This is a genomic window from Brucella sp. MAB-22 (assembly GCF_025908475.1).
Lineage (GTDB): Bacteria > Pseudomonadota > Alphaproteobacteria > Rhizobiales > Rhizobiaceae > Brucella > Brucella anthropi.
Map to the genome: position 1 here is coordinate 1,685,591 of NZ_CP109782.1, position 21,447 is coordinate 1,707,037.

The window sequence follows — 21,447 nt, forward strand, 5'->3', positions numbered from 1 at the left end:
GCGTTTCGCTGCAAGGGCTGCTTTATGCGAATCAGTCGTATTCGTTGGAAACCATTGCTGGCGACACTTCCTGTTGAAAATCAGGCTTGCCGCTTAAATTGCTAACCATTGCTGGCTGGGCTTCGAGTTGGAAATCGGGCTTCACACCGAGGAACGATGCAGACCGGCGGATGATCTCCGAAACCATGGGTGCTGCGTTGAGACCTGCGGTTGCGCTGAACTTGCCTTCTTCCGGCTTCGGCTCGTCGATGATGGTCAGCACGACATAGGTCGGATCATCCATCGGAAATGACGCCAGAAATGCGTTGAAGCGCACGTCCTTCGAGTAGCGGCCATTCACAACCTTTTCCGCCGTGCCGGTCTTGCCGCCGACGCGGTAGCCCGGAACAGTGGCCCGCTTGCCGGAGCCGCCCTGAGCGGTCGCGTTGAGGCGATAGAGGTAACGCATATCCGCAGAAACCTGTGGATGAATGACCTGCTTGGCCACCTGATCAGCCTGAGCCTGCGTACGCATCAGGAAAGTCGGCTCCATCAGCTTGCCGCCATTCATCAGTGCAGCCGCACCGACCGCCGTCTGCAACGGCGTCGTCATCATGCCGTGGCCGAACGAAATGGTCATCGAGTGGACCTTCTTCCACACACGAGGTTCGACGGGACGCGCCACTTCCGGCAACTCCGTCTGCATGCGGTCGAGAAGGCCGATCTTCTTGAGGAATGCGCGATGGCCTTCAATGCCGACGGCATCCGCCTCGCGGCCCGAACCGATATTGGACGAGAAGATGAAGACTTCCGGCAGCGTCAGCCAGCGGCCCTTGCCGTGGAAGTCACGGATCGTTTGGCGACCGAACACCAGCGGACGGCTGGCATCGAGTTTCGACTGCAGGTTGAACTTACCGGAATCGAGCGCCATCGCCGTGGTAAAGCTCTTGATGGTCGAACCCATTTCATAGGTGCCTGCCGACATGCGGTTCAGGCGGTCCTTGTCCAGAGCATGGACCGGGTTGTTCGGATCAAAATCCGGCACCGATGCCATGGCAATCACTTCGCCGGTCTTGACGTTCAGCACCACAGCCCCGGCAGCAATTGCCCGGTAGCGTTCCATGGCCTTGACGAGTACGTCACGCATGATGTGTTGCACACGAATATCGATCGAGAGGCGCACCGGCTCCAGCGACTGTCCGGTTGCGAGCCCCACGGAGCGCAGGTCAGTCAGCCCCTGACTGTCGATATATTTCTCCATGCCCGCAATGCCCTGATTGTCGACATTGACGAGACCGAGAATATGCGACGCGGTCGGGCCACCCGGATAGAAGCGGCGCTTTTCCGTACGGAAGCCGATGCCCGGCACGCCGAGAGCCATGATCTGGCTCTGCTGGCGGGGCGTCAGTCCTCGCTTGATCCAGACGAAACCGGCACCACTTTTCAAACGCTTATATGTCGCTTCCCAATCAAGATCGGGCAGCACCGTCGACAGCATTTCGATGGTTTCGTCGGGATCTACGATCTTGCGCGGCTCTGCATAGAGCGAAGCAGTCTTGATGTCGGTCGCGAGGATTTCGCCGTTACGGTCGAGAATATCCGGGCGCGACGCGAGCTGGTGAACCGCCGGGCCTGCATTATCCTCATTTTCGCCGCCGATGACACCAAAATAGATGAGCTTGCCACCCATCACACCATAGATGCCGACAAAACAGGCGATGGCCATCCAGAGGCGATTGCGCGCGCGGTTGCCATGCTTTTTGCGCGAGCCGACAAACGCCATGTTGCCGGCCAGCTTTTCATCGCCAACCGGCTCAACACCGTCATCCGCCTGCATATTCTTTTTTCTGAAAAGTCTCAGCCGCATGATCAGTGCCTCGCCCCGCTTTTCTTGACGCTACCGGTCGTGATGGCATCCTTTTCAAGCACGCCACTTGCAAGCAGTTCATCGCTGCCGGAGATGATCTTCTGGATATCGTCAACCGGACGTTCCGGAATTTCGTGGACACCCAGCACAAGCTGTTCGGCTTCGATCGACTGGAGGTTGAGTTCCTTTTCGTAGACACCAACGAGACTTTGCAGACGACCAGGCTGGGTCATCAATGCCCAGTCGGCGCGCAGGAGCGTGATCGTGTCCTTCTCGGAGTCGATCTGTCGCTTCAGCTTGGCGATGACCGCGATCTGCTTTTCCGCGTCATATTTGATCGTGTAGGTGACGGTCGCCGCCACCAGCATCGCCGCTATCATGATGATGTCGAAAGTACGCAGCACTCGTTCAACTCCGGGCCAGTTCGTTCGTCTCGGGCAGTTTGGGCAGTCCGAAAAGCGATAAATCGTCTTCCAGTGGCGGATTTTCCGTCCTTATTCCAGCGCGCAGCTTCGCCGAGCGCGCACGTGGATTTCGTTCTTCTTCCTCTGCGGTCGGGCCAACAGCGCCCTTGACCGCAGGCGTAAAGCTCGGCAGACGGACATGTGTTTCCGGCAGATGACGCGATCCGGCACTACCGCCGGCGCGGTCAGCGAAATAGCGCTTCACCATGCGGTCTTCGAGCGAATGGAAGGTCACGACAACCAGCCGGCCGCCCGGTTTCAGGATGCGTTCGGCAGCAAGCAACGCCCGCGCCAGTTCGCCCAACTCGTCATTCACATAGACCCGCAGCGCCTGAAAAACCCGCGTCGCCGGATGGATGCGATCCTTCGGATTGCGTCCCACCAGCGTTTCGATGGCATTGGCAAGATCGAGCGTACGCGTGAAAGGCTGTGCGGTCCGGCGCTTGTCGATCATGCGTGCAATGCGGCCTGCATGGCGCTCTTCGCCCAGAAAATTGAAGATGCGGGCAAGATCACCGGTCTTGAGACGGTTCACCACATCGGCAGCGCTTGGTCCTTTTTTCGACATGCGCATGTCGAGCGGACCATCCTTCTGGAAGGAAAAGCCGCGCTCGGCCTCATCGATCTGCATCGACGATACGCCAATATCGAGCACAACGCCGTCCACCTTGCTGCCTGCTCCCTTAACCTTCGAGACTGCTTCATCAAGAGCAGAGAACCGGGACTCGACCAGATCGAGCCGGCCCGGAAACTGCTTTTCCATCGCCCGCCCGGCTTCGATTGCGGTCGGATCGCGGTCAATCGCGATCACGTCCGCTCCCGCTTCCAGTATGCGACGCGTATACCCGCCAGCACCGAATGTCCCATCGACAATCACTGCGCCAGATACAGGCTTCAGGGCGTCGATCACTTCGGCGATCAGCACCGGAACGTGACGGACTTCAGCCCCTTCGGCTTGAGAATTGTCTCCGCCGAGGCTTGCCATCATTCCGATCCTTTCCCGGGTACTTGGCCCGTTTTTAAAGCGTCTCGCGCTTCAATCTTTTGTTTTCACGCATGTTTTGTTCCAAAATCGGTTCCCAACTTCAGGAAACATGCTTTCGTGTTTTGCTTGCGGATTCCGCCCATTTGCCGTCAACGTGGCGACATGGCGGATTCGTTCGTCAGTTATCGGATATTAAGCTTAATGAAGCGTTATCCTTTGGCTCAGCACTTCTACAGAACTGTGCCAGCCCCATAATTTTCAACAGGGATTTTTTGAAGGCGGTTTGCGCTCAGCACTTGCCCGAAAACGGACATTTGCTTCAATCCAAATGCGATGGACCCACACACTATGCATCACAAGCTTATGATTTGTGATGCCCCGCCCCCGGTTGACGCCCTCCCATCATTGGCATATTTAATGCAAATAGTTTGCAACTGCATAAACACCCAAGGCATTGAGTATGGCACCCCATGGAGCAGGCCCCTCCGGCGCTGGCGAAGTAACATTTGAAGGCTGGCGACGTGATCGCGGCGAAGCATCCATGTCCGATGTCCACCGCTCGATCCGAGTCAATCGTTCAGGTTCAAAGTTCCGTCGCGCACTTTCCTTCTTCGGTCCCGGCTATCTAGTAGCCGTTGGCTATATGGACCCCGGCAATTGGGCCACCTCGCTCGCTGGTGGCTCTCGCTTCGGCTATACGTTGCTATCCGTTGTGCTGCTGTCCAATCTTATGGCCGTGCTCCTGCAGGCGCTTTGCGCACGTCTTGCCGTCGCAACCGGCCGCGATCTGGCACAGGCTTGCCGCGATGCCTATCCGCGCTTTCTCGCATGGCCGCTCTGGTTCCTGGCCGAACTGGCAATCTGCGCCACCGATCTGGCGGAAGTCATCGGCACCGCCATCGGCCTCAACCTGCTCTTCGGCATTCCGCTGGAAATCGGTGTCATCATCACTGCTGCCGATGTGCTTCTGGTTCTTTATCTCCAGAACAAGGGATTTCGCCGTGTCGAGGCGCTCATCATCACCCTTCTGGGCGTGATTGCGCTCTGCTTCCTTATTCAGATTCTGATGGCGCAGCCGCAATGGGGCGCAGTCATCAAGGGCTTTGCGCCAACGACCGACATCATCCGCAATCCGGACATGCTTTATATCGCCCTTGGTATCATCGGCGCCACGGTCATGCCGCATAATCTCTATCTGCATTCGGGCATCATCCAGACACGCGATTACGGCCACACGACCGCTGAAAAGCGCGAAGCCATACGCTATGCGACGCTGGATTCCACCATTGCGCTGACATTCGCACTCCTGGTCAATGCATCGATCCTGATCCTCGCTGCGGCAAGCTTCAACGCCACCGGCAATACCGGTGTCGAAGATCTCGACAAGGCCCATGCTCTTCTGAACCCGCTATTGGGATCGGCCCTCGCACCAACACTTTTTGCGATTGCGCTTCTCTGTTGCGGCCTGAACTCGACCATCACCGCGACGATGGCCGGTCAGATCGTGATGGAAGGCTTCATCGACATACGTCTGAAGCCGTGGCTGCGCCGCGCGATCACCCGCTTCGTGGCCATCGTTCCGGCTGCCGTCGTGACGATCATGTATGGTTCGCAAGGAACGACCGAGCTTCTGATCCTGTCTCAGGTCGTGTTGAGTCTTCAGCTGCCCTTTGCCATCATTCCACTCGTCATGTTCACGGCGGAGAAAAAGAAGATGGGATCGCTGGTCGCTCCACGCTGGGTGACGATTCTTGCCGCCATTACCGCTGCGATCATCGTCGTCCTGAACATGAAGCTGATTTACGATTTCATGTCCGGCGTGCCAATTTAAGCCCCTCCCGAGGCTCTTGGAATGGGCGGTTCCGTATCACGGAGCCACCCTTTCTTTTACTTCACCGCCGCGTTGCCACCGTCGGCATAAAGCGCTGAACCAGCGACAAAACTCGACATCGGGCCTGCCAGAAACAGCGCTGCCTGCGCGATTTCTTCAGGCTGGGCGATCCGCTTCATCGCATGCAGGCCTGCGGCCCATTCCTTCTGCTTTTCATCTCCGCCCATCGGCGTATCAACACCGCCCGGCAGAAGCGCATTCGCCCGGATGCCACGGGCGCCGTAATCAGCGGTTATGCCCTTGACCATCCCCATGAGAGCTGCCTTCGAGGTTCCGTAAACCGACATGCCGGGAATGCCAACGCTCGTGCCGACAAATGTCGAGGTGAAGACAATCGAGCCCCCGCCCCTTTCGAGCATCAGCGGGATTTGCGATCTCGCTCCCAGAAATGCCGAGGTCAGGTTGCCCGCCAGCACCCCTTCCCAATCATCGGGCACGATTTCGGCAAGCGGCGCGATAGGGCCTACAGTGCCAGCATTGTTGACAGCTATATCAAGCCCGCCGAATTTATCCTTCGCTGCCGTAGCAAGTGCCTCATGCGTTTCAGCTTCTGAGACATCGCCCGCAACACAATGCGCCTTTCCGCCAAACGCCGCGATCTCCTCCGCAACACGTTCCAGACCGGCAAGCCCGCGAGCATTCAGCACAAGGGTTGCGCCTTCTCTGGCAAAGAGCAATGCAGCGGCGCGCCCTATTCCGGACGATGCGCCGGTGATGATTGCGACCTTGTCTTTCAAACTGGACATACTGAACCTCCGTGATTTCGTGGAGGTCCCAATTAAAGTCCCGGCGGTAACGCAACTATCCGTTTCTTGCGTTTGAATGCTGAAGCAGTCAATTAAGAGCATTTCCAAAAAAAGCGTGAAACGGTTTTGCGTAGGCAATGCGACAACACAAACAGTTAGAGCGGGTCCAACGCTTCTTTTAAAATAGAAGCCGCTCTAGAGAAAATTGTCAGTCGGTCTGTAAGCCGGGTTCTGTATGGCCGGGCTTTCGCCCGACGTGGCAGCCATTCATCTGGGACGGATGTCGCCACCCGCCTCGTGCAACCCACCCGGACGGCTGATCCGGAAACCGATTGCCGGCCCTTGCGAGCCAGCGCGCCGTCCCTATTCGGTTTTGCTCCCGATGGGGTTTACCGTGCCGTCTGCATTGCTGCAGACGCGGTGGGCTCTTACCCCACCCTTTCACCCTTACCCCGTCATCCCTGCCGTTTCATTGCGCAACGGTACGGAAGACGGGGCGGTCTGCTTTCTGTGGCACTTTCCCTGGGGTCACCCCCGCCGGGCGTTACCCGGCATCGTGTTTCCATGGAGCCCGGACTTTCCTCACCTGCCGCCTTTCGGCATATGACAAGCGCGGCTGCCCGACCGACTGACAGCGCGCATATAGCAACGATAGCGGAACAGTGGAACCGGATTCCGGAAAAAATCTGCAGTCACCGGAAACAGAAAAGCCGACAGTGTCTCCACTGTCGGCTTTTCGTTCACATCAGGCGGCCTGTACTCTACGCGACCGCCGACGTAAATCTGCATTCGCATCCTGAAAATGCATCAGAGAGCGCGCATATAGGCCTTGACCGAGCTGCAATATTTCGCCGAGGTCGGGTTCATACGCTTTGCACCGTGACCGGCATTGTACTTCAGGATCGTGCCGCAAGTGCTGCCGCCGCCGAGCTTCTGCGCCTGGGCCAGATACTTCATGCCGAACTGGATGTTCGTGGAAGGCTCATAGAGACCCTTGGCTGAACCCGTGTAGCCGAGGCCACGTGCGGTCGAGAGCTTGATCTGCATCAGGCCGATTTCACCGGCCTTGCCACGCACATTCGGCTGGAAATTGCTTTCGTGACGCACAACCGCATGGGCAAGTGCGGAAGGCACGCCATAGGTCGATGCGTAACGATTGATGATGCTTGAATAAGCGCCGCCGCTCTTGGCGTTACGGGCAGTCGTGTCCTTCGACTGCGAACGCTTAGCAGCAGAACCCTTGCCCGTAGAATTCTTGGCAGTCGGAGCCGCACGGCGGCTGACGACCGATGCCTTCTTCGGCGCTTTGGTTGGCTTTTCCGCCTCGGCAGTCTTGTTCTGCTGGCGTGCCTTGAGGAGAGCTGCGAGGTTGGTCGGTTCAGTTGAAGGGGCACTCAGTGCTGGATTCAGGCCAAACGAACTCATCGCGCCAACAAGGGCGCAAACAACAACAAATTTAATTTTCATAACCTACCGTCTTGGAACGTTTCTTTTCTCAGACTGTCTGTCTTGGGTAAAAACAGTCCTGTTTTTTGATCCCGCCCGATATGGGTTGTCAGGCCCTTGTCCGCTGGGATTGAGCGATGAAGTGCCGGGCAAATGCAGCCGAAGATTGGTTGTAAAAGTAAAATAGTCTTACAGGTTGTAACATTCGTGATTCACACAAACGCGGCGTAAACCTTCGTCACAACCCTTCTGCAACCGGGCTGAATCGATCTATTTTTATGAAATCATTACAGAAATACGAATCAACGCTGGATAGAGAGATTAACCGCCCGCATCTCGTCAGGCGGTAACATTCTGCAGGGAAAAAATTAGCCTGTAGAGGGTATCTATAGTAGATACATCGGCCACCCCGTCCACATTTTGTGTCCGAAAATGTCGCTGAAAGGCCTTAATCACAGTCTCGGTGCCTTCATCGAAGACGCCAGTGATGGCGATTTCGTAGCCATATAGTGCCAGCATGGATTGCAACGCCTCGACCGGCTGGCCGTTTTCGCCACGTGCCAGAAACCGCCCGCCGCGGATCGACGTCGGCTCGATATAGTGGCCGATACCCGCCTCGTGGAGCCGCTTCCAGGGGAAGTTATGGCCCGGGTCTGTCTTGCGCGAAGGTGCAATATCGGAGTGGGCCAGAATATTTTCCGGCTTGATGGTATAACGCTCGCATATATCGCGGCAAAGGCGGATGACCGCATCAATCTGCGCATCCTTGAACGGCGGATAGTCTTCAAGATTACCCGGATTGACGATCTCAATGCCGATGGAGGCCGAATTGATGTCCGTTTCGCCCTTCCAGAAGCTCTTGCCCGCATGCCAGGCACGGGCCTTTTCCGAAACCATCTGCACGATCCGCCCGTCTTCATGGACAAGGTAATGCGCGGAAACTTCCATATCTGGCGATTTAAGAACCTGCACGGCCTCTTCGGCAGTCGCCAGACCGGTATAATGGAGAATGAGAAAGGCGGGCACCTTGCCGTCGCGACGCGGACCGAAATTGGGTGACGGATCAAGCGTTGCACCGGCAAAATCGGGCCGGTCAAGCGCCAGCTCCCGCAACAACTCGCTCTCGATTTCGCGCACGCTGCTCATGCAGCCTCCAGATTCTTCTCAATGCTTGCCCAGGCAGCGTTTATCGCTGCCAGACGCCTGTTGGCAATGGTTATGAATTCAAGCGGCAAGCCCTCTGCCACCAGCCGATCCGGATGATGTTCCTTGACCAGCGAACGATAGCGCTTGCGGGCCATCTCGAAGGAAACGCCGCGCTCCAGCCCCAGAATGGCATAAGGATCATCAGCACCGCGCTGGACATGCCGGATCGCGATACGATCGAAAGCGACTTCATCATAGCCGAAAATATCCGCAACGCCTGCAAGGAAGGCCATCTCTTTTTCATGCACATAGCCGTCAGCGGTGGCTATATGAAAAAGACCGTCGAGGATATCCTCAAGCAGATGGCAATCGGGTTGTCCTTCACTGCACAATCCGGCGAGCTGACGCGCATAGGATTCATAGCCAGCGACATCCTGCTTGGCGAGATCATAGAGCCGCGCGACATGCGCCGTCTCTTCCTTCGGCACGGCGAATATGTCCTGAAAGGCGCGGATTTCGTCCTGTGTGACGACCCCGTCGGCCTTGGCCATCTTGGCTGAAAGCGCGATCATCGCAATGGAGAAGGCCACCCGGCGCCGTGTATCGGCGTCACCTTCGAAAACGGTGCGCACGGCTTCGATAACGCCAGTAATGGCATTCGACGCCACGTAAGTGACAAACTCACCGATGCGAACCCAAATCGACATGGGACTTTTCTATAGAATTCCGAATGAACTGAAAACCGCCCAGGCGAGCGAAAGTCTAAAAAACAAACATTTAGAAAGAATGTCAGGACATTGGCTTAGATTGTTGCCGAGTTCCGCAACGAACGCTTATTGCTGGGGTTCGCGTTCGTCGAAGGAACGCTGTGCGGCCGTGGCTGCTGCTTGTCCAGCCGTCAGTGCCTGCTGATCCGTTTGACCGACAGATTTTGCCGCGGCAACGGCATTGGTCCGTGCGCGTTCAATGGCTGCTGCCTTCTCTTCCGGGCTCACCACACCGGAACTGTCGCGGAGCGACTTGACCAGATCGGGGCCTTTCTCCGTGCTTCCACTTTCTGCCGGTTTGGCAGGCTGCGATACAGCAGCAGCGCCCTGCTCGCTGCCATTCGTAGTGGCAGCAATCTCGTCGTCTCCTTTGCCGCAAGCGGCAAGCACAACAAGAACAATCGCAGAGATGAAAAACAGGAAGTTACGGTTCATGACAAAAGCCATAACCGAACCGAGCCTGCGTTGAAACACGGAAAACGCAGAATGCCCGTCTTTTCCCGACATGGTTGCTTTAACGTTCATCTCAATCCTAAAACCATTGGCTTAAAGCCATTGGCCTAAAGCCTTTGACCGAAGCCTATTGGCACGAATGGCGACCCGGAAACCGGATCGCCACCCGCATGCTAGTGCATCACGACTTCCCAACCTTAGTTGGAAGGCGCTGTCCCTGTACCTGGCGCCGGGGTAGCCGGTGCCGGAGTTGCCGGGGCTGGCGTCGTCGTCGTGTCATTGTTCGAGGGCGCTGCCGGCGCGGATGGTGCCGGTGCGTTGCTCGTGTCGTCCTTCTTGTCATTGCACGCTGCAAGGCCGAGAAGCGATACGGCGGCGACAGAAGCAATCAGAAACTTCTTCACGTTGGCTCTCCTTCCTAGATCAGGCTCGTTGGCCTGGTTTCAGGCATTAAATGGCAATATTGCCAAACGCCTCTCTCTGTTTTCTCCGTGCGTGACCGGTTGATCCGGCCAATCACCTTTACGGTCACTCATCGACACAGAAATCCCGTCGACTCGGACCGTCACACAAGAAAACGGCAACGGCGCGAAAAAGTTCTCTCAAATAGTCTTACCGACCGTAATAAAGCGACAGTATTACAGGCGTATAGCCGCATTCATCTGGTTTAAAAACCCGCAATTAATTCGTCACGCCCCTGTCATTGGACGATGTTTAACTTGGCAAAATCAAAGTCGGGATTCGTGCATTAGGGGAATTTTTGATGACACAGCAAGCATCAGCCGACACAATTCTAAAGCAGGCCGTGACCCAGAACAGCGCCCTCTCGCGGGCAGGCTTTTCTGAAAGGCTGTTTGCCTGGCTGTTCAAAGGGCTGGTCTATCCGCAGATATGGGAAGACCCGGAAGTTGATATGGCAGCTCTGGCTATAGAGCCGGACCATCGCATCGTCACCATCGCGTCCGGCGGATGCAATGCCATGTCCTACCTGACCGCCGATCCGGCACGTGTGGAGGCGGTCGATCTCAATCAGGCACACGTCGCGTTCAACCGGCTGAAGCTTGCGGCTGTCAAAAACCTGCCCGACTACGATGCATTCTACCGATTTTACGGGAAAGCCGACGACAAGACCAATCTTGCCGCCTACAAGCGCTTCATCCGCCCGCATCTGGACAGCGAAAGCCGCGACTATTGGGAAAAACGCAAATGGAATGGCCGCCAGCGTATTTCCATTTTCTGGCGCGACCTCTATCGCCACGGCTTGCTTGGCGTCTTCATCGGCATGGGCCATCGCGTGGCGCGCCTCTACGGGATCGATCCGCGCGACATCTTGAAGGCGCGCACAATGGAAGAGCAGCGTAGCTTCTTCGACACGGCGCTTGCCCCGCTCTTTGAAAAACGCATGGTGCGCTGGGCCACGGCCCGCAAATCATCCCTTTTCGGACTGGGCATACCGCCACAGCAATATGATGCCCTTGCCACTGCAGGAAACGGCGACATGGCGCTTGTCCTGCGCAGTCGTCTTGAGAAACTCGCTTGCGGTTTCCCCCTTACCGACAATTATTTCGCCTGGCAGGCGTTCGGGCGCGGCTATAGCGGCAATGAGGAAAACGGGCCTCTCCCGCCCTATCTGTCACGCTCCAATTTTGAAACAGTACGCACACGCGCTGATCGCATGACCGTACAGAACGCAAGCTATACCGATTTTCTCGCTGCCAAGCCTGCGGCATCCGTCGACCGCTATATCCTGCTGGATGCGCAGGACTGGATGAATGACGAGCAGCTCAATGCCCTCTGGAGTGAAATCACCCGTACGGCAGCACCAAATGCCCGTGTCATCTTTCGTACCGCAGCCGAACCGAGCCTGCTTCCAGGACGGGTGGCACCGCAGATTCTGGATCGCTGGGAATATCAAGCGGACGAATCCCGCACCCTGCACGACCGCGATCGCTCGTCGATCTATGGCGGGTTCCATCTTTATGCGCTGAAGGATGCCTGACATGTCGCGCAGCCCATGGAGCGTTCAGGGTATAGACCATGCCAACCTCATGGATCGGGTCTACCGTCGTCAGCGACACTTCTATGACGCGACCCGCAAATACTATCTTCTGGGTCGCGACCCCATGATCGCAGGACTGTCCGTACCCAAGGACGGCACAGTTCTGGAGATCGGCTGCGGCACCGGCCGCAATCTGATAAAAGCTGCAGAAAACTACCCCGATGCAAAACTCTTCGGCATCGATATTTCAGCAGAAATGCTGGATACGGCACGCCGGGCGGCGGAGCGCGCTGGCATCGAAGATCGCGTCCGGCTTGATCGTGCGGATGCGGCCCAGTTCGATCCAGAAAGACTGTTCGGGCAAGCTGGCTTCGACCGGATTTTCATTTCCTATGCCGTATCGATGATACCGCAATGGCAGTCGGTCATTCGTGAAAGCATCCGGCACCTCAATGCGGGCGGAGAATTGCATATCGTCGATTTTGGCGATCAGGCCCGGCTGCCGCGCTGGTTCGGAAAGGCACTCTTCCAATGGCTGGAATGGTTCCATGTCACACCGCGCAGCGACTTGTTCGCGGTTTGCGACCAGCTTGCGCAGGAACGCAGTGCTGTCGTTGAGAAGCGCATTCTTTATCGCGGCTTTGCCTGGATAACGGTTGTTCGTTCGACAATGCCACCCTCTGCCACAGATTAGCACCAAACTTGCCCGCCAGACTGGTGACGTCCGCCTCCGGATCGCGTAACCGTTAGAGGACTGATTCGCGACACGGAACCACTATATGAACCGTCTGGCCAGCTGCAGCATTCTCGCCCTCGGCGCTTTACTTCTCTCCGCCTGCACGACGGTGGATTACGACTTTTCCGACGTAAAGAAATCGGGCAGCTCGGTGGCCCGGATCGCACCGCCGTCCGGCTCGGTAAAGGCACCGCGCTTCGGTGATCGCGACCCGCACGACTGGACCGGCAAAACGCCCTGGCACTATCCGATCCACGGCACAGACGTTTCCAAATATCAGACCAACATTGACTGGAGCGCCGTGCGCGCCAGCGGCATTTCCTTCGCCTTCATCAAGGCGACAGAGGGCGGTGACCGCGTCGACGACCGTTTCAAGGAACACTGGAACGGCGCCCATCAGGCAGGCATCGCACGGAGCGCCTATCACTTCTACTATTTCTGCCGCCCGGCCATTGAACAGGCCCGCTGGTATATCCAGAACGTGCCGCGTGATCCGAGCGCGCTTCCACCCGTTCTCGATATGGAGTGGAACCCGCAATCGCCAACCTGCAAGCTGCGCCCCAACGCAGCCGTTGTGCGCAAGGAAATGCGCATCTTCCTGCAGGCGCTGGAAAAGCATTACGGCAAACGCCCGATTGTTTACACGACGGTCGATTTCTTCGATGACAACGACTTGCGGCAGATGGCAGACTATCCGTTCTGGCTGCGCTCCGTTGCCGGTCATCCGGACGAGAAGTACGGCCCGCATCCGTGGACGTTCTGGCAATATACCGGCACCGGCTCCATTCCCGGCATTAAGGGCGACGCCGATATCAATGTCTTCGCAGGCGATGCCAACTCGTGGAAAAAGTGGCTGGAAAGCAACAAGGTCCGCTAACACGGCGCAGTTTGGCAGTTCACACCAAGTTTTGCTTCATTTCCGGGGCTTGTTGGGGCAATAGCTAAAACAATCCCCGAAAGGGAGCCTTTTGCTCCCAATCTATTAGTGTGAGTTACCAATGAAGTTTTTTGCTTCAGTTATCGCAGCCGCCTTGCTTGCATCAACAACCATGTCGGGTGCACAGGCCGCCGCGTCTCCGGCGCCTGCTGCGACGCCAACTGAAAACACCGTCAATCTTCCCAAGCCGGAATGCGAGATCGATTACGGCCAGTGGATGGACAATCTGACCAAGCAAGCCCGGGAAGCCGGTGTCGGCGAAAAGGGCATCGCCGAATTGCACAAGGCCATGCTTGAGCAAAAGGTGCTTGATCGCGACCGCAAGCAGACTGTTTTCAACCTGACTTTCACCGAATTTTCCAAGCGCCTCATCTCGGAAGCGCGCCTGAAAAAAGGCCGTGAAAATCTGGTCAAATATGCCGACGTCTTCAAGAAGGTTGAAGATACCTATGGCGTTCCGGGGCCAGTCCTTGCCGCTTTCTGGGGGCTTGAAACCGACTATGGCGCCATTCAGGGTGATTTCGACACGCTGAATGCGCTTGTCACCCTCTCCTATGACTGCCGCCGTCCAGACCTGTTCCGCCCGCAGTTGATAGCCCTTCTCAAGCTATTCGACCAGGGCGTCGTCGATGCCGCGACAACCGGCGCATGGGCTGGCGAAATCGGCATGATGCAGCTTCTGCCGAAGGATTATCTTGAACGTGGCGTCGATGGCGACGGCGATGGCAAGGTCGATCTGAAGAGCAGCGTTCCCGATGCCATGATGACCGCAGGCCGCATGATTTCGGAACTCGGCTGGAAGCGTGGCCAACCGTGGCTGGAGGAAGTTCGCCTGACCAAGGATCTGCCTTGGGAAGAAGCGATCCGCACCAACCGCAAGCCACATTCCTGGTGGGCTGAGCAGGGTGTGATGGGCCTCAACGGTCCGCTCGGCCCGGATGATGGCGACGCGTCGCTTCTACTGCCGCTGGGCCGCAAAGGACCGGCTTTCCTGTCCTATCCCAACTTCGACGTGTTCGTTGAATGGAACAAGTCCATCGTCTACGCCACAACGGCTGCTTATTTTGCAACCCGTCTGGCTGGTGCACCTGCCTTCGATCCGGGCAATCCAGTTCCGGGTCTGACACAGGACCAGCTAAAGGAACTTCAGACCAAGCTCCAGGCCCGCGGTTACGACATGGGCGGAAAGATCGACGGTGTGTTCGGTCTCCTCACCCGCGATGCCGTGCGCGCCGAACAGATGCGCCTTGGAATGCCTGCCGATTCATGGCCGACACAAGAGCTTCTCGATAGGCTCTGATCTCGACAAGGCGCGGTTCAAAAAACCGCGCCTTTTCCTTTCCTGAAATGAAATGCGCCCCATGCTCACAACGCTGATTGTCGTCCTTCCCGTTTTTGCGCTGATTTTCTCCGGCTGGGGTGCCTTCAAGCTGAAAATACTCGGGCCTCATGCGATAGCGGAGCTAAACCGTTTCGTCGTCTATCTGGCGCTGCCTGCTCTTCTCTTCGACATCATGGCCAATACGCATGGCAGCGAGCTCTGGCAGCCGGGGTTCATCGCAGTGTTTCTGCTCTCAAGCGCCATTGCTTTCGCATTGCCCTTTCTGGTGCGACTGCGTGGAAAGCTGCCTCTGGCGGATACCGCGCTTGACGGGCTGAACGCCGCCTACCCGAATACCGGCTATATGGGCATTCCGCTTTCGATGATCGCCTTCGGGTCAGGCGTTTTGGCAGCGACCACCATTTCGATCATCATCACCGTCTGCGTCACGTTTGCTTTTGCGATCGTGCTGATCGAAATCGGCCTGCAGACAGAGAAGAAGCCGCTTCGTCTCATCTGGAAGGTCATGCGGTCCCTGATCCGCAATCCGCTGCTTGTCGCTCCAGCACTTGGTGCCGTGGTGTCCTTTCTGGGGTTAGCCATCCCGGCCCCGGCGGAAACCTTCCTGAAGATGCTCGGTGGTGCCGCATCCCCTTGCGCACTGGTGGCGCTTGGCCTGTTCCTCGCCCAGCCGCGCAAGATCGAACGCGAAAGCGTCAATGCCATCGCTTTTCTCGTTTCGGTGAAGCTCATCGTCCAGCCGCTCGCGACCTGGCTGCTGGCGGTCTATGTATTCGGACTGCCTCCCCTGCTCGCGCAAAGCGCTGCCCTTCTTGCAGCACTTCCGACTGGCACAGGTCCCTTCATGCTGGCTGAGCACTATCGTCGCGAGGCGGCGATAACCTCCAACGTCATCCTCTACTCGACAGTGATATCTATCCTCACCTTGTCGGCATATTTGGCGCTAATTCGCTAGAAAGCGCAAAAAACATCGCCAAAAGCCGGTGGCAACTACGGCGAAAACAGTACCAAACGTGGCAGTTCAGTGTCTTTTTCATGAAATGTGAACAAATTTTTCTAGTCAAATATTTCAATAGTTTAGGTGGTAAACGATAGGTTTATTTCTCCATCACGCCAGATTGCAGCACGAAATCTTCTTTTGTTCGAGACGTTTTGCGCTTAGATTCCAGCTTCCTACCAGCGCGCGTCCGGTCATCCGGGCGCATATGAAGGAGACAGACCAATGGGACTTACGCGATCTTTGAATGTCCTCATGATCTGTGCGGCATTTGCATTTGTTGCAGCGTTGATAGCAGGCGTCATCCCTTAGGGGAATTAGCCTAAACCATTACGGCGGCTTCGGTTTTGAGGATAGGCCGACCCGCACGAAAATGAAAAGCCCGGCGTCACCGCCGGGCTTTCTTTATCTTAGGCAACTTCCAGAGCTGCTTCCGTCTTCGGCCTTATGCCGATCATGTGGCAGATCGCAAAGGGCAGATCGGCGCGATTCATCGTGTAGAAATGGAAATCCTGCACGCCGCGTTCGATCAGATCCATCACCTGCTCGGCGGCGATTGCGGCCGCTACCAGCTGATGCGTCTGCGGATCGTTGTCCAGTCCTTCGAAACGCTCCGCCAGCCAGCTTGGAATATGCGTCGCCGACCGCGCGCAGAAATTCTTGACCTGTTTGAAATTGTGCACCGGCAGAACACCTGGAACGATCGGGATATAGATACCAGCACGGCGAACACGCTCGACATAACGCTCGTAAAGGTCGTTCTCGAAGAAGAACTGGGTGATGGCGCGCGTTGCACCATTATCGACCTTGCGCTTCAGCATATCAATATCGGTGGCAAAATCCGGGCTTTCCGGATGCTTTTCCGGATAGGCGGAAACCGAAATGTCGAAATCGGCAATATTGCGCAAACCGGAAACCAGTTCGGCGCCATTCTGATAACCACCCGGTGTCGGCACATATTTCTCACCAATACCCGCTGCCGGATCGCCGCGCAGCGCCACGAAGCGGTTGACACCGAGAGCCGCGAATTCACGCACGACACGATCGACTTCCTCGCGTGTTGCATCCACGCAGGTCAGGTGCGCCGCTGGTTTGACATCGGTTTCCTTAAGGATGCGCGCCACGGTACGCGCCGTACGTTCACGTGTGGAACCACCGGCACCATAAGTCACGGAAACGAATTCGGGCTGCAGCGGAGCGAGCCGCGTCACCGTATCCCAGAGACGCTGTTCCATTTCCTCCGACTTGGGCGGGAAGAATTCGAACGATACCCGGGTGGTCTGGCCAACATCCGGTCGGCGGGAAAGACCGTAAAAACCCATCAAACTGTCTCCGTCATGCTCATTATCTGTTTTTGTCGCATTGTCTTTATCCCAAAACCGGTTCCCACTTTTGGGAGACATGCGAAGCCGGATCGGCGATAAGAAGGCGTGGATCGCGAGCAAGCCACAGCTTCACTGTCAGCCCCTCTTCTCCATTGGCCGCCTTCGGCTCCAGTTCCAGTGTCTTTTCCGGCTCAAGACCGGCATCTCTCATCCAGCCCAGCATCTGCTCGTCGCTGAATCCAAGCCGCAAATGGGCGTGTTCCTCACGCAGGAATTCGAGCTTGTGCGGCGCAAAATCGACGATCAGCAACCGTCCGTCGGGGCGCAAAGCCCGCGCCGCTTCACGAATGGCCGCAAGCGGATCATCAAGGAAGTGCAGAACCTGATGAATAGTCACCAGATCGAAGCTCTCACGTTCTACAGGCAGCGCATAGACATCGCCTTGGCGAACCTGCGCATTGCCGATGGCTGCAAGATCGAGATTGGCTCGCGCTACAGACAGCATGTCACGATTAATGTCGATGCCGACACCACGAAGGTAAAGCGGGGCAAAAAGCTCCAGCAACCGACCCGTGCCGGTGCCGACATCCAGCATCGCCTGAAACGGCTTGTCACCGATAACTTTCTTAAGCGCGACTTCAACCGCATTCTCGGAAACATGCAGCCTGCGAATCTGATCCCAGCTGCCGGCATTGGCGCTGAAATAGGCGGCCGCCTTTTCCTGACGGCTGGACTTCACTTGCGACAGGCGTTCCATGTCGCGCTCAACCAGCGCATCCGCCTTGTCGAGACGAGCCAAAAGCCCACGTGCAAGATCGCCACTGATCGCATTGTCGGCGAGACGGAAATAGGCCCACGCGCCTTCCTGATAGCGATCGATAAGATCGGCTTCTCCAAGCAGCTTCAGATGGCGCGAAACCCGCGGCTGGGATTGCCCCAATATCGTCGTCAGGTCGGAGACGGTGAGATCACCGCGCGAAAGAAGCGCCAAAATACGCAAGCGGCTTGGCTCAGCCACCGCCTTCAGCACATCTACCATCAGATCGAGTTGCAGTTGCAAACCGGTCATGCCTTCCGCTCTTGATTGATCCATCACCTCATTTACGGCCCATCGCGGCAATCCGTAAAGATATAAAGATATGTTTATATGGAAAGTAATTCCTGCGCAAGCGATTTTCGTGGCACAATGAAGCAGACGAAGGATTCGCCTCAATAACTGACTGTAAGGATAAGCCATGCGTGCAGGCACAATGCGCCAGAAGGCAATCGCCAAATCGCTGACGCTCCTGCTTCCGGCAGTACCCTATTCGGATTCAGAACCGATCCGCGCTGCGGCGCTCAGCCCCCATATGAAGACGCTGCCGCCGTCTACTGCCGTGTGGCTGGCGACGGTCGCGCATGTGCGCCACACGCATACTGATTACGATGCACTGCGGGATGATGGATATGACAAGGATTCAGCGCGTTTCTTCGTGCTGGATGCGATCAACACCAAGCTGACCGAATGGCGCGCCACGCGCCTTCTGTCGCCCGAAGACGACGAAGCCGTGGAGATGTGAAAACGCCGCCCCCAGGCGGCGTTTGATACGCGATAAAACACCGGCTACTCGGTGCCGTGGCCTTGCAGATATCCATGTTCACGCGGGTTCGGCATCACAAGGCTGACGACGAAGACAATCACCATCATCACGGTCACATACCAGAAGAAGCCGCTTTCCATGCCCTGCTGCTTGAACCAGAGCGCCACATATTCAGCCGTGCCGCCAAAGATCGCATTGGCGATGGCGTAGGAAAATCCGACGCCCAGCGCCCGCACTTCCGCCGGAAACAATTCCGCTTTCACGATGCCGCTGATGGAGGTGTACATGCTGACAACCGCCAGAGCGATCACGATATAGATGAATGCCCAGGTCGAGCTCTGCACCGAACCGATCAACGTCATGAGCGGGATTGTGGTCAGGATTGAAATGCCGCCAAAGCCGATCATCATCGTCTTGCGGCCGATCTTGTCGGACAACGCGCCGAAAAGCGGCTGCATCAACATATAGGCCAACAGCACGAAGGTCATGGTTTCGCTGGCCGTTTCCTTGCTCATGCCAGCCGTGTTGACCAGATATTTCTGCATATACGTGGTGAAAGTATAGAAAGCGAGCGAACCGCCAGCCGTGAAGCCGACGACGACAAGGAAGGCCTTGCGATGGTTCTTCCAGATATTGGCGAAGCTGCCCGCCGCCTTGTTGTTGCGGGTTTCTTCCGTCGAGGTCTCGTGAAGGGTCCGCCGCAGAAAAAGCGCGACGATGGCTGCAACACCGCCAATGGCGAATGGAATGCGCCAGCCCCAGGCATGAAGCTCGTCCGATGTCAGGAAGAACTGCAGGACCACGATCACAAGAACAGCGAGCAACTGCCCGCCAATCAGCGTGACATACTGGAACGAGGAGAAGAAGCCACGGCGCCCGGCCAGCGCCACCTCACTCATATAGGTAGCGGTGGTGCCGTATTCGCCGCCCACGGAAAGGCCCTGCAAGAGGCGCACGATCAACAGCAGGAATGGCGCCAGAACACCTATCGTTTCATAGGTCGGCAAAATGGCGATGGCGAAAGAGCCAAGGCACATCATCGTAACCGAAATCAGCATGGATGTGCGCCGACCAAGCTTGTCGGCAATGCGACCAAACAGCCAGCCACCGATGGGGCGCATGAGGAAGCCAGCCGCAAAAATCGCAGCCGCATTCAGCAACTGGCTGGTCTGGTCCTCCGCAGGGAAAAACTGCGATGCGAAATAAAGCGCACCGAAGGAATAGACGTAAAAATCGTACCACTCCACCAGATTACCCGATGCGCTGGCCACGATGGCAAAGACGCGGCGGCGCGTGTCATGGGCATCATGTGCCGCTTCGACCTCGCCATTGGCGTCAGCATGCATTTCTGCATTGTTCATTCTGAAAACTCCCGATAGCAGGCGGTTCTCAAACAGCCTGCAAGCCGCCGACCCCAAGCAGGGATTACCGAAATCGGCGATTGTTTCACTTCGTAAACATAAAACTACGAACTGCATTTCAACCCGAAAGCAGGCTCGTATTTGAAATGTCCTCCCGGTCGAAATCACGCTGCTTGGATCTATTGCGAAGACGCAAAGACGCCTGAAACAGTCCTTGAACCGGCGGCCTCGGCGTTCATTCCCATTGAAAAATAAAAACGGAGCAAGAGCATCGAAACCGGCCTCCTGAACGAAATCGCAACGGGGATGGCGCGCATCGCGGCGTTACGATCATGACAGCTCATATTTAGAGCGGTTTCAGGATGCGGCCAGACCATAGGAACAAAATCGTTTGCATGCAATCTATTCCAATATTAGAAATTGCTTAAATGAATAATTGACGTTACCGAGCGATGAACTTCCAATATAAGGCATTGAAATAATTATAAAATAATTGGCTTCTTCTACACGGGCAATCGATCAATTCCCCGTGTAGAGCGATCTTCGGGCAACTATCTCTTCTGAACAACCAAGAAAATACGCGGAAAACGCAGCAGGACTTTCCCGTCTACTGCCACCGGATAATGCGGCGCAATCCTCGCCTTGTAAGCCTTCAGATAGTCGGCCTGCTCCTGTTCATCGAGCGGATCGAGAAACGGTCGCAATCCTGTTCCCTTCACCCATTCCACAATCGCATCAACGCCATCCAGCGGATGGTTATAGACCGTGTGCCATATATCCAGCCGAGCGGCCTGACTGGCGAGCGCGTTATAATATTCCATCACCGGGGGCAGAGGTCCCCTGCCCTTGGTGCCGATCTTGGCAGCAAAGGCTTCTGTTTTTGCGACGTCACGCATACCGACATGGGTCTGCTCGCCCATATTGTCCGGCATCTGGACGGCCAGCACCGCGCCGGGACGAAGCAGCGACAAGAGGCGTTTCATCTGCTCGATGTGATCCGGCAGCCACTGGAAAACGGCATTGGAGAAGAGGACATCGGTTTCCGCATCCGGCTCGTAGCTCGCCACATCGCCGATGGCGAAATCCACCTTCGGCAAGCGGGCCTTGGCCTTCTCGATCATGTCTGGCGAAGTATCGAAGCCGGAAACATCAGCTTCCGGCCAACGCTCGACCAGAAGCTCCGTCGAGTTACCCGGTCCGCAGCCGATATCGACAACCTTGCGCGGCTTATCGACCGGTATCTGGGCCAGAAGATCGCGTGCCGGGCGGCTGCGTTCGTCTTCAAACTTCAGATATTGCTTTGCAGACCAGTCTTTCATCATGTTTCCCTTCATCAAATAAAAAGGCCGGTGCAATGCACCGGCCTTAACTTTAAAGCGCCAAAGGTTCGTTGAGGTTCTGGCTATGGCGAGACGAAAATGGTGAG

The 21,447-nt window shown here is 56.5% G+C and carries 20 protein-coding genes and 1 other RNA gene; 7 read left to right on the top strand and 14 right to left on the bottom strand.

The genetic code is table 11. From position 1 onward, the window contains the following. Nucleotides 1-31: 31 nt before the first annotated feature. From OHI65_RS17665 to rsmH, 3 genes are read right to left on the bottom strand one after another with little or no spacing between them, the layout of a single operon-like run. Nucleotides 32-1,846, bottom strand: coding sequence for a peptidoglycan D,D-transpeptidase FtsI family protein (locus OHI65_RS17665; RefSeq protein ID WP_125300098.1), 1,815 nt, complete (start codon nt 1,844-1,846; stop codon nt 32-34). 2 nt (nt 1,847-1,848) lie between these two features. Further along, nucleotides 1,849-2,250 (bottom strand): hypothetical protein, encoded by a 402-nt coding sequence (locus OHI65_RS17670; protein ID WP_125300097.1) that lies wholly within the window; start codon nt 2,248-2,250, stop codon nt 1,849-1,851. Between the two features lie 4 nt (nt 2,251-2,254). Continuing rightward, complete coding sequence (gene rsmH / locus OHI65_RS17675; protein WP_012091742.1) at nt 2,255-3,298, bottom strand: 16S rRNA (cytosine(1402)-N(4))-methyltransferase RsmH; 1,044 nt, start codon at nt 3,296-3,298, stop codon at nt 2,255-2,257. 457 nt (nt 3,299-3,755) lie between these two features. Between rsmH and OHI65_RS17680 the strand changes: the two genes are divergently transcribed. Continuing rightward, the gene (locus OHI65_RS17680) at nt 3,756-5,126 is read left to right on the top strand and encodes an Nramp family divalent metal transporter (protein WP_010659720.1); all 1,371 of its coding nucleotides are present in this window, start codon (nt 3,756-3,758) and stop codon (nt 5,124-5,126) included. A gap of 56 nt (nt 5,127-5,182) precedes the next feature. On the opposite strand, the gene OHI65_RS17685 is transcribed toward OHI65_RS17680, so the two are convergent. The 7 genes from OHI65_RS17685 to OHI65_RS17715 form a co-directional block, all read right to left on the bottom strand. Beyond that, the gene (locus OHI65_RS17685; RefSeq protein WP_125300096.1) at nt 5,183-5,932 is read right to left on the bottom strand and encodes an SDR family oxidoreductase; all 750 of its coding nucleotides are present in this window, start codon (nt 5,930-5,932) and stop codon (nt 5,183-5,185) included. A gap of 204 nt (nt 5,933-6,136) precedes the next feature. Further along, nucleotides 6,137-6,564: RNase P RNA component class A (gene rnpB / locus OHI65_RS17690), an RNA gene on the bottom strand. 175 nt (nt 6,565-6,739) lie between these two features. Next, nucleotides 6,740-7,399, bottom strand: coding sequence for a lytic transglycosylase domain-containing protein (locus tag OHI65_RS17695; RefSeq protein WP_010659717.1), 660 nt, complete (start codon nt 7,397-7,399; stop codon nt 6,740-6,742). Nucleotides 7,400-7,717: 318 nt separating this feature from the next. Then, entirely contained in the window at nt 7,718-8,524 is an 807-nt protein-coding gene (locus OHI65_RS17700; RefSeq protein ID WP_012091739.1) for an N-acetylmuramoyl-L-alanine amidase, read from the bottom strand. Continuing rightward, a complete protein-coding gene (locus OHI65_RS17705) occupies nt 8,521-9,231 on the bottom strand; it encodes a J domain-containing protein (protein ID WP_010659715.1) in 711 nt (236 codons plus the stop codon). The genes OHI65_RS17700 and OHI65_RS17705 overlap by 4 nt, the downstream gene beginning before the upstream one ends. Before the next feature lie 126 nt (nt 9,232-9,357). Continuing rightward, entirely contained in the window at nt 9,358-9,816 is a 459-nt protein-coding gene (locus tag OHI65_RS17710) for a hypothetical protein (protein WP_125300095.1), read from the bottom strand. 125 nt (nt 9,817-9,941) lie between these two features. Beyond that, entirely contained in the window at nt 9,942-10,148 is a 207-nt protein-coding gene (locus tag OHI65_RS17715) for a hypothetical protein (protein ID WP_010659713.1), read from the bottom strand. A 359-nt stretch (nt 10,149-10,507) separates the two neighbouring features. Between OHI65_RS17715 and OHI65_RS17720 the strand changes: the two genes are divergently transcribed. From OHI65_RS17720 to OHI65_RS17740, 5 genes are all read left to right on the top strand, one after another. Continuing rightward, nucleotides 10,508-11,743: a DUF3419 family protein gene (locus OHI65_RS17720; protein WP_125300094.1), complete on the top strand. Its 1,236-nt coding sequence runs from the start codon at nt 10,508-10,510 to the stop codon at nt 11,741-11,743. A gap of 1 nt (nt 11,744) precedes the next feature. Further along, entirely contained in the window at nt 11,745-12,437 is a 693-nt protein-coding gene (locus OHI65_RS17725; protein WP_010659711.1) for a class I SAM-dependent methyltransferase, read from the top strand. 85 nt (nt 12,438-12,522) lie between these two features. Next, nucleotides 12,523-13,356 carry a GH25 family lysozyme gene (locus OHI65_RS17730; protein WP_094513929.1) on the top strand — a complete coding sequence of 278 codons (834 nt, stop codon included), beginning with the start codon at nt 12,523-12,525 and terminating at the stop codon, nt 13,354-13,356. 121 nt (nt 13,357-13,477) lie between these two features. Then, nucleotides 13,478-14,716, top strand: a complete 1,239-nt coding sequence (locus OHI65_RS17735) for a lytic murein transglycosylase (RefSeq protein WP_125300093.1) — start codon at nt 13,478-13,480, stop codon at nt 14,714-14,716. 61 nt (nt 14,717-14,777) lie between these two features. Beyond that, nucleotides 14,778-15,713 carry an AEC family transporter gene (locus OHI65_RS17740; RefSeq protein ID WP_125300092.1) on the top strand — a complete coding sequence of 312 codons (936 nt, stop codon included), beginning with the start codon at nt 14,778-14,780 and terminating at the stop codon, nt 15,711-15,713. A 452-nt stretch (nt 15,714-16,165) separates the two neighbouring features. Here OHI65_RS17740 and metF read toward each other — a convergent pair whose 3' ends face one another. Together metF and OHI65_RS17750 are read right to left on the bottom strand one after the other, a co-directional pair. After that, nucleotides 16,166-17,077, bottom strand: coding sequence for a methylenetetrahydrofolate reductase [NAD(P)H] (metF, locus tag OHI65_RS17745; RefSeq protein ID WP_012091731.1), 912 nt, complete (start codon nt 17,075-17,077; stop codon nt 16,166-16,168). A gap of 46 nt (nt 17,078-17,123) precedes the next feature. Beyond that, entirely contained in the window at nt 17,124-18,149 is a 1,026-nt protein-coding gene (locus tag OHI65_RS17750; protein WP_125300091.1) for an ArsR/SmtB family transcription factor, read from the bottom strand. A 166-nt stretch (nt 18,150-18,315) separates the two neighbouring features. Here OHI65_RS17750 and OHI65_RS17755 point away from each other — a divergent pair, with 166 nt between their 5' ends. Beyond that, the gene (locus tag OHI65_RS17755) at nt 18,316-18,639 is read left to right on the top strand and encodes a DUF2293 domain-containing protein (RefSeq protein ID WP_010659706.1); all 324 of its coding nucleotides are present in this window, start codon (nt 18,316-18,318) and stop codon (nt 18,637-18,639) included. 44 nt (nt 18,640-18,683) lie between these two features. On the opposite strand, the gene OHI65_RS17760 is transcribed toward OHI65_RS17755, so the two are convergent. Continuing rightward, on the bottom strand, nt 18,684-20,021 hold the full coding sequence (locus OHI65_RS17760; protein WP_125300090.1) for an MFS family transporter: 1,338 nt from the start codon (nt 20,019-20,021) through the stop codon (nt 18,684-18,686). A gap of 551 nt (nt 20,022-20,572) precedes the next feature. Beyond that, nucleotides 20,573-21,340: a trans-aconitate 2-methyltransferase gene (gene tam / locus OHI65_RS17765; RefSeq protein ID WP_125300380.1), complete on the bottom strand. Its 768-nt coding sequence runs from the start codon at nt 21,338-21,340 to the stop codon at nt 20,573-20,575. Nucleotides 21,341-21,447: the final 107 nt, after the last annotated feature.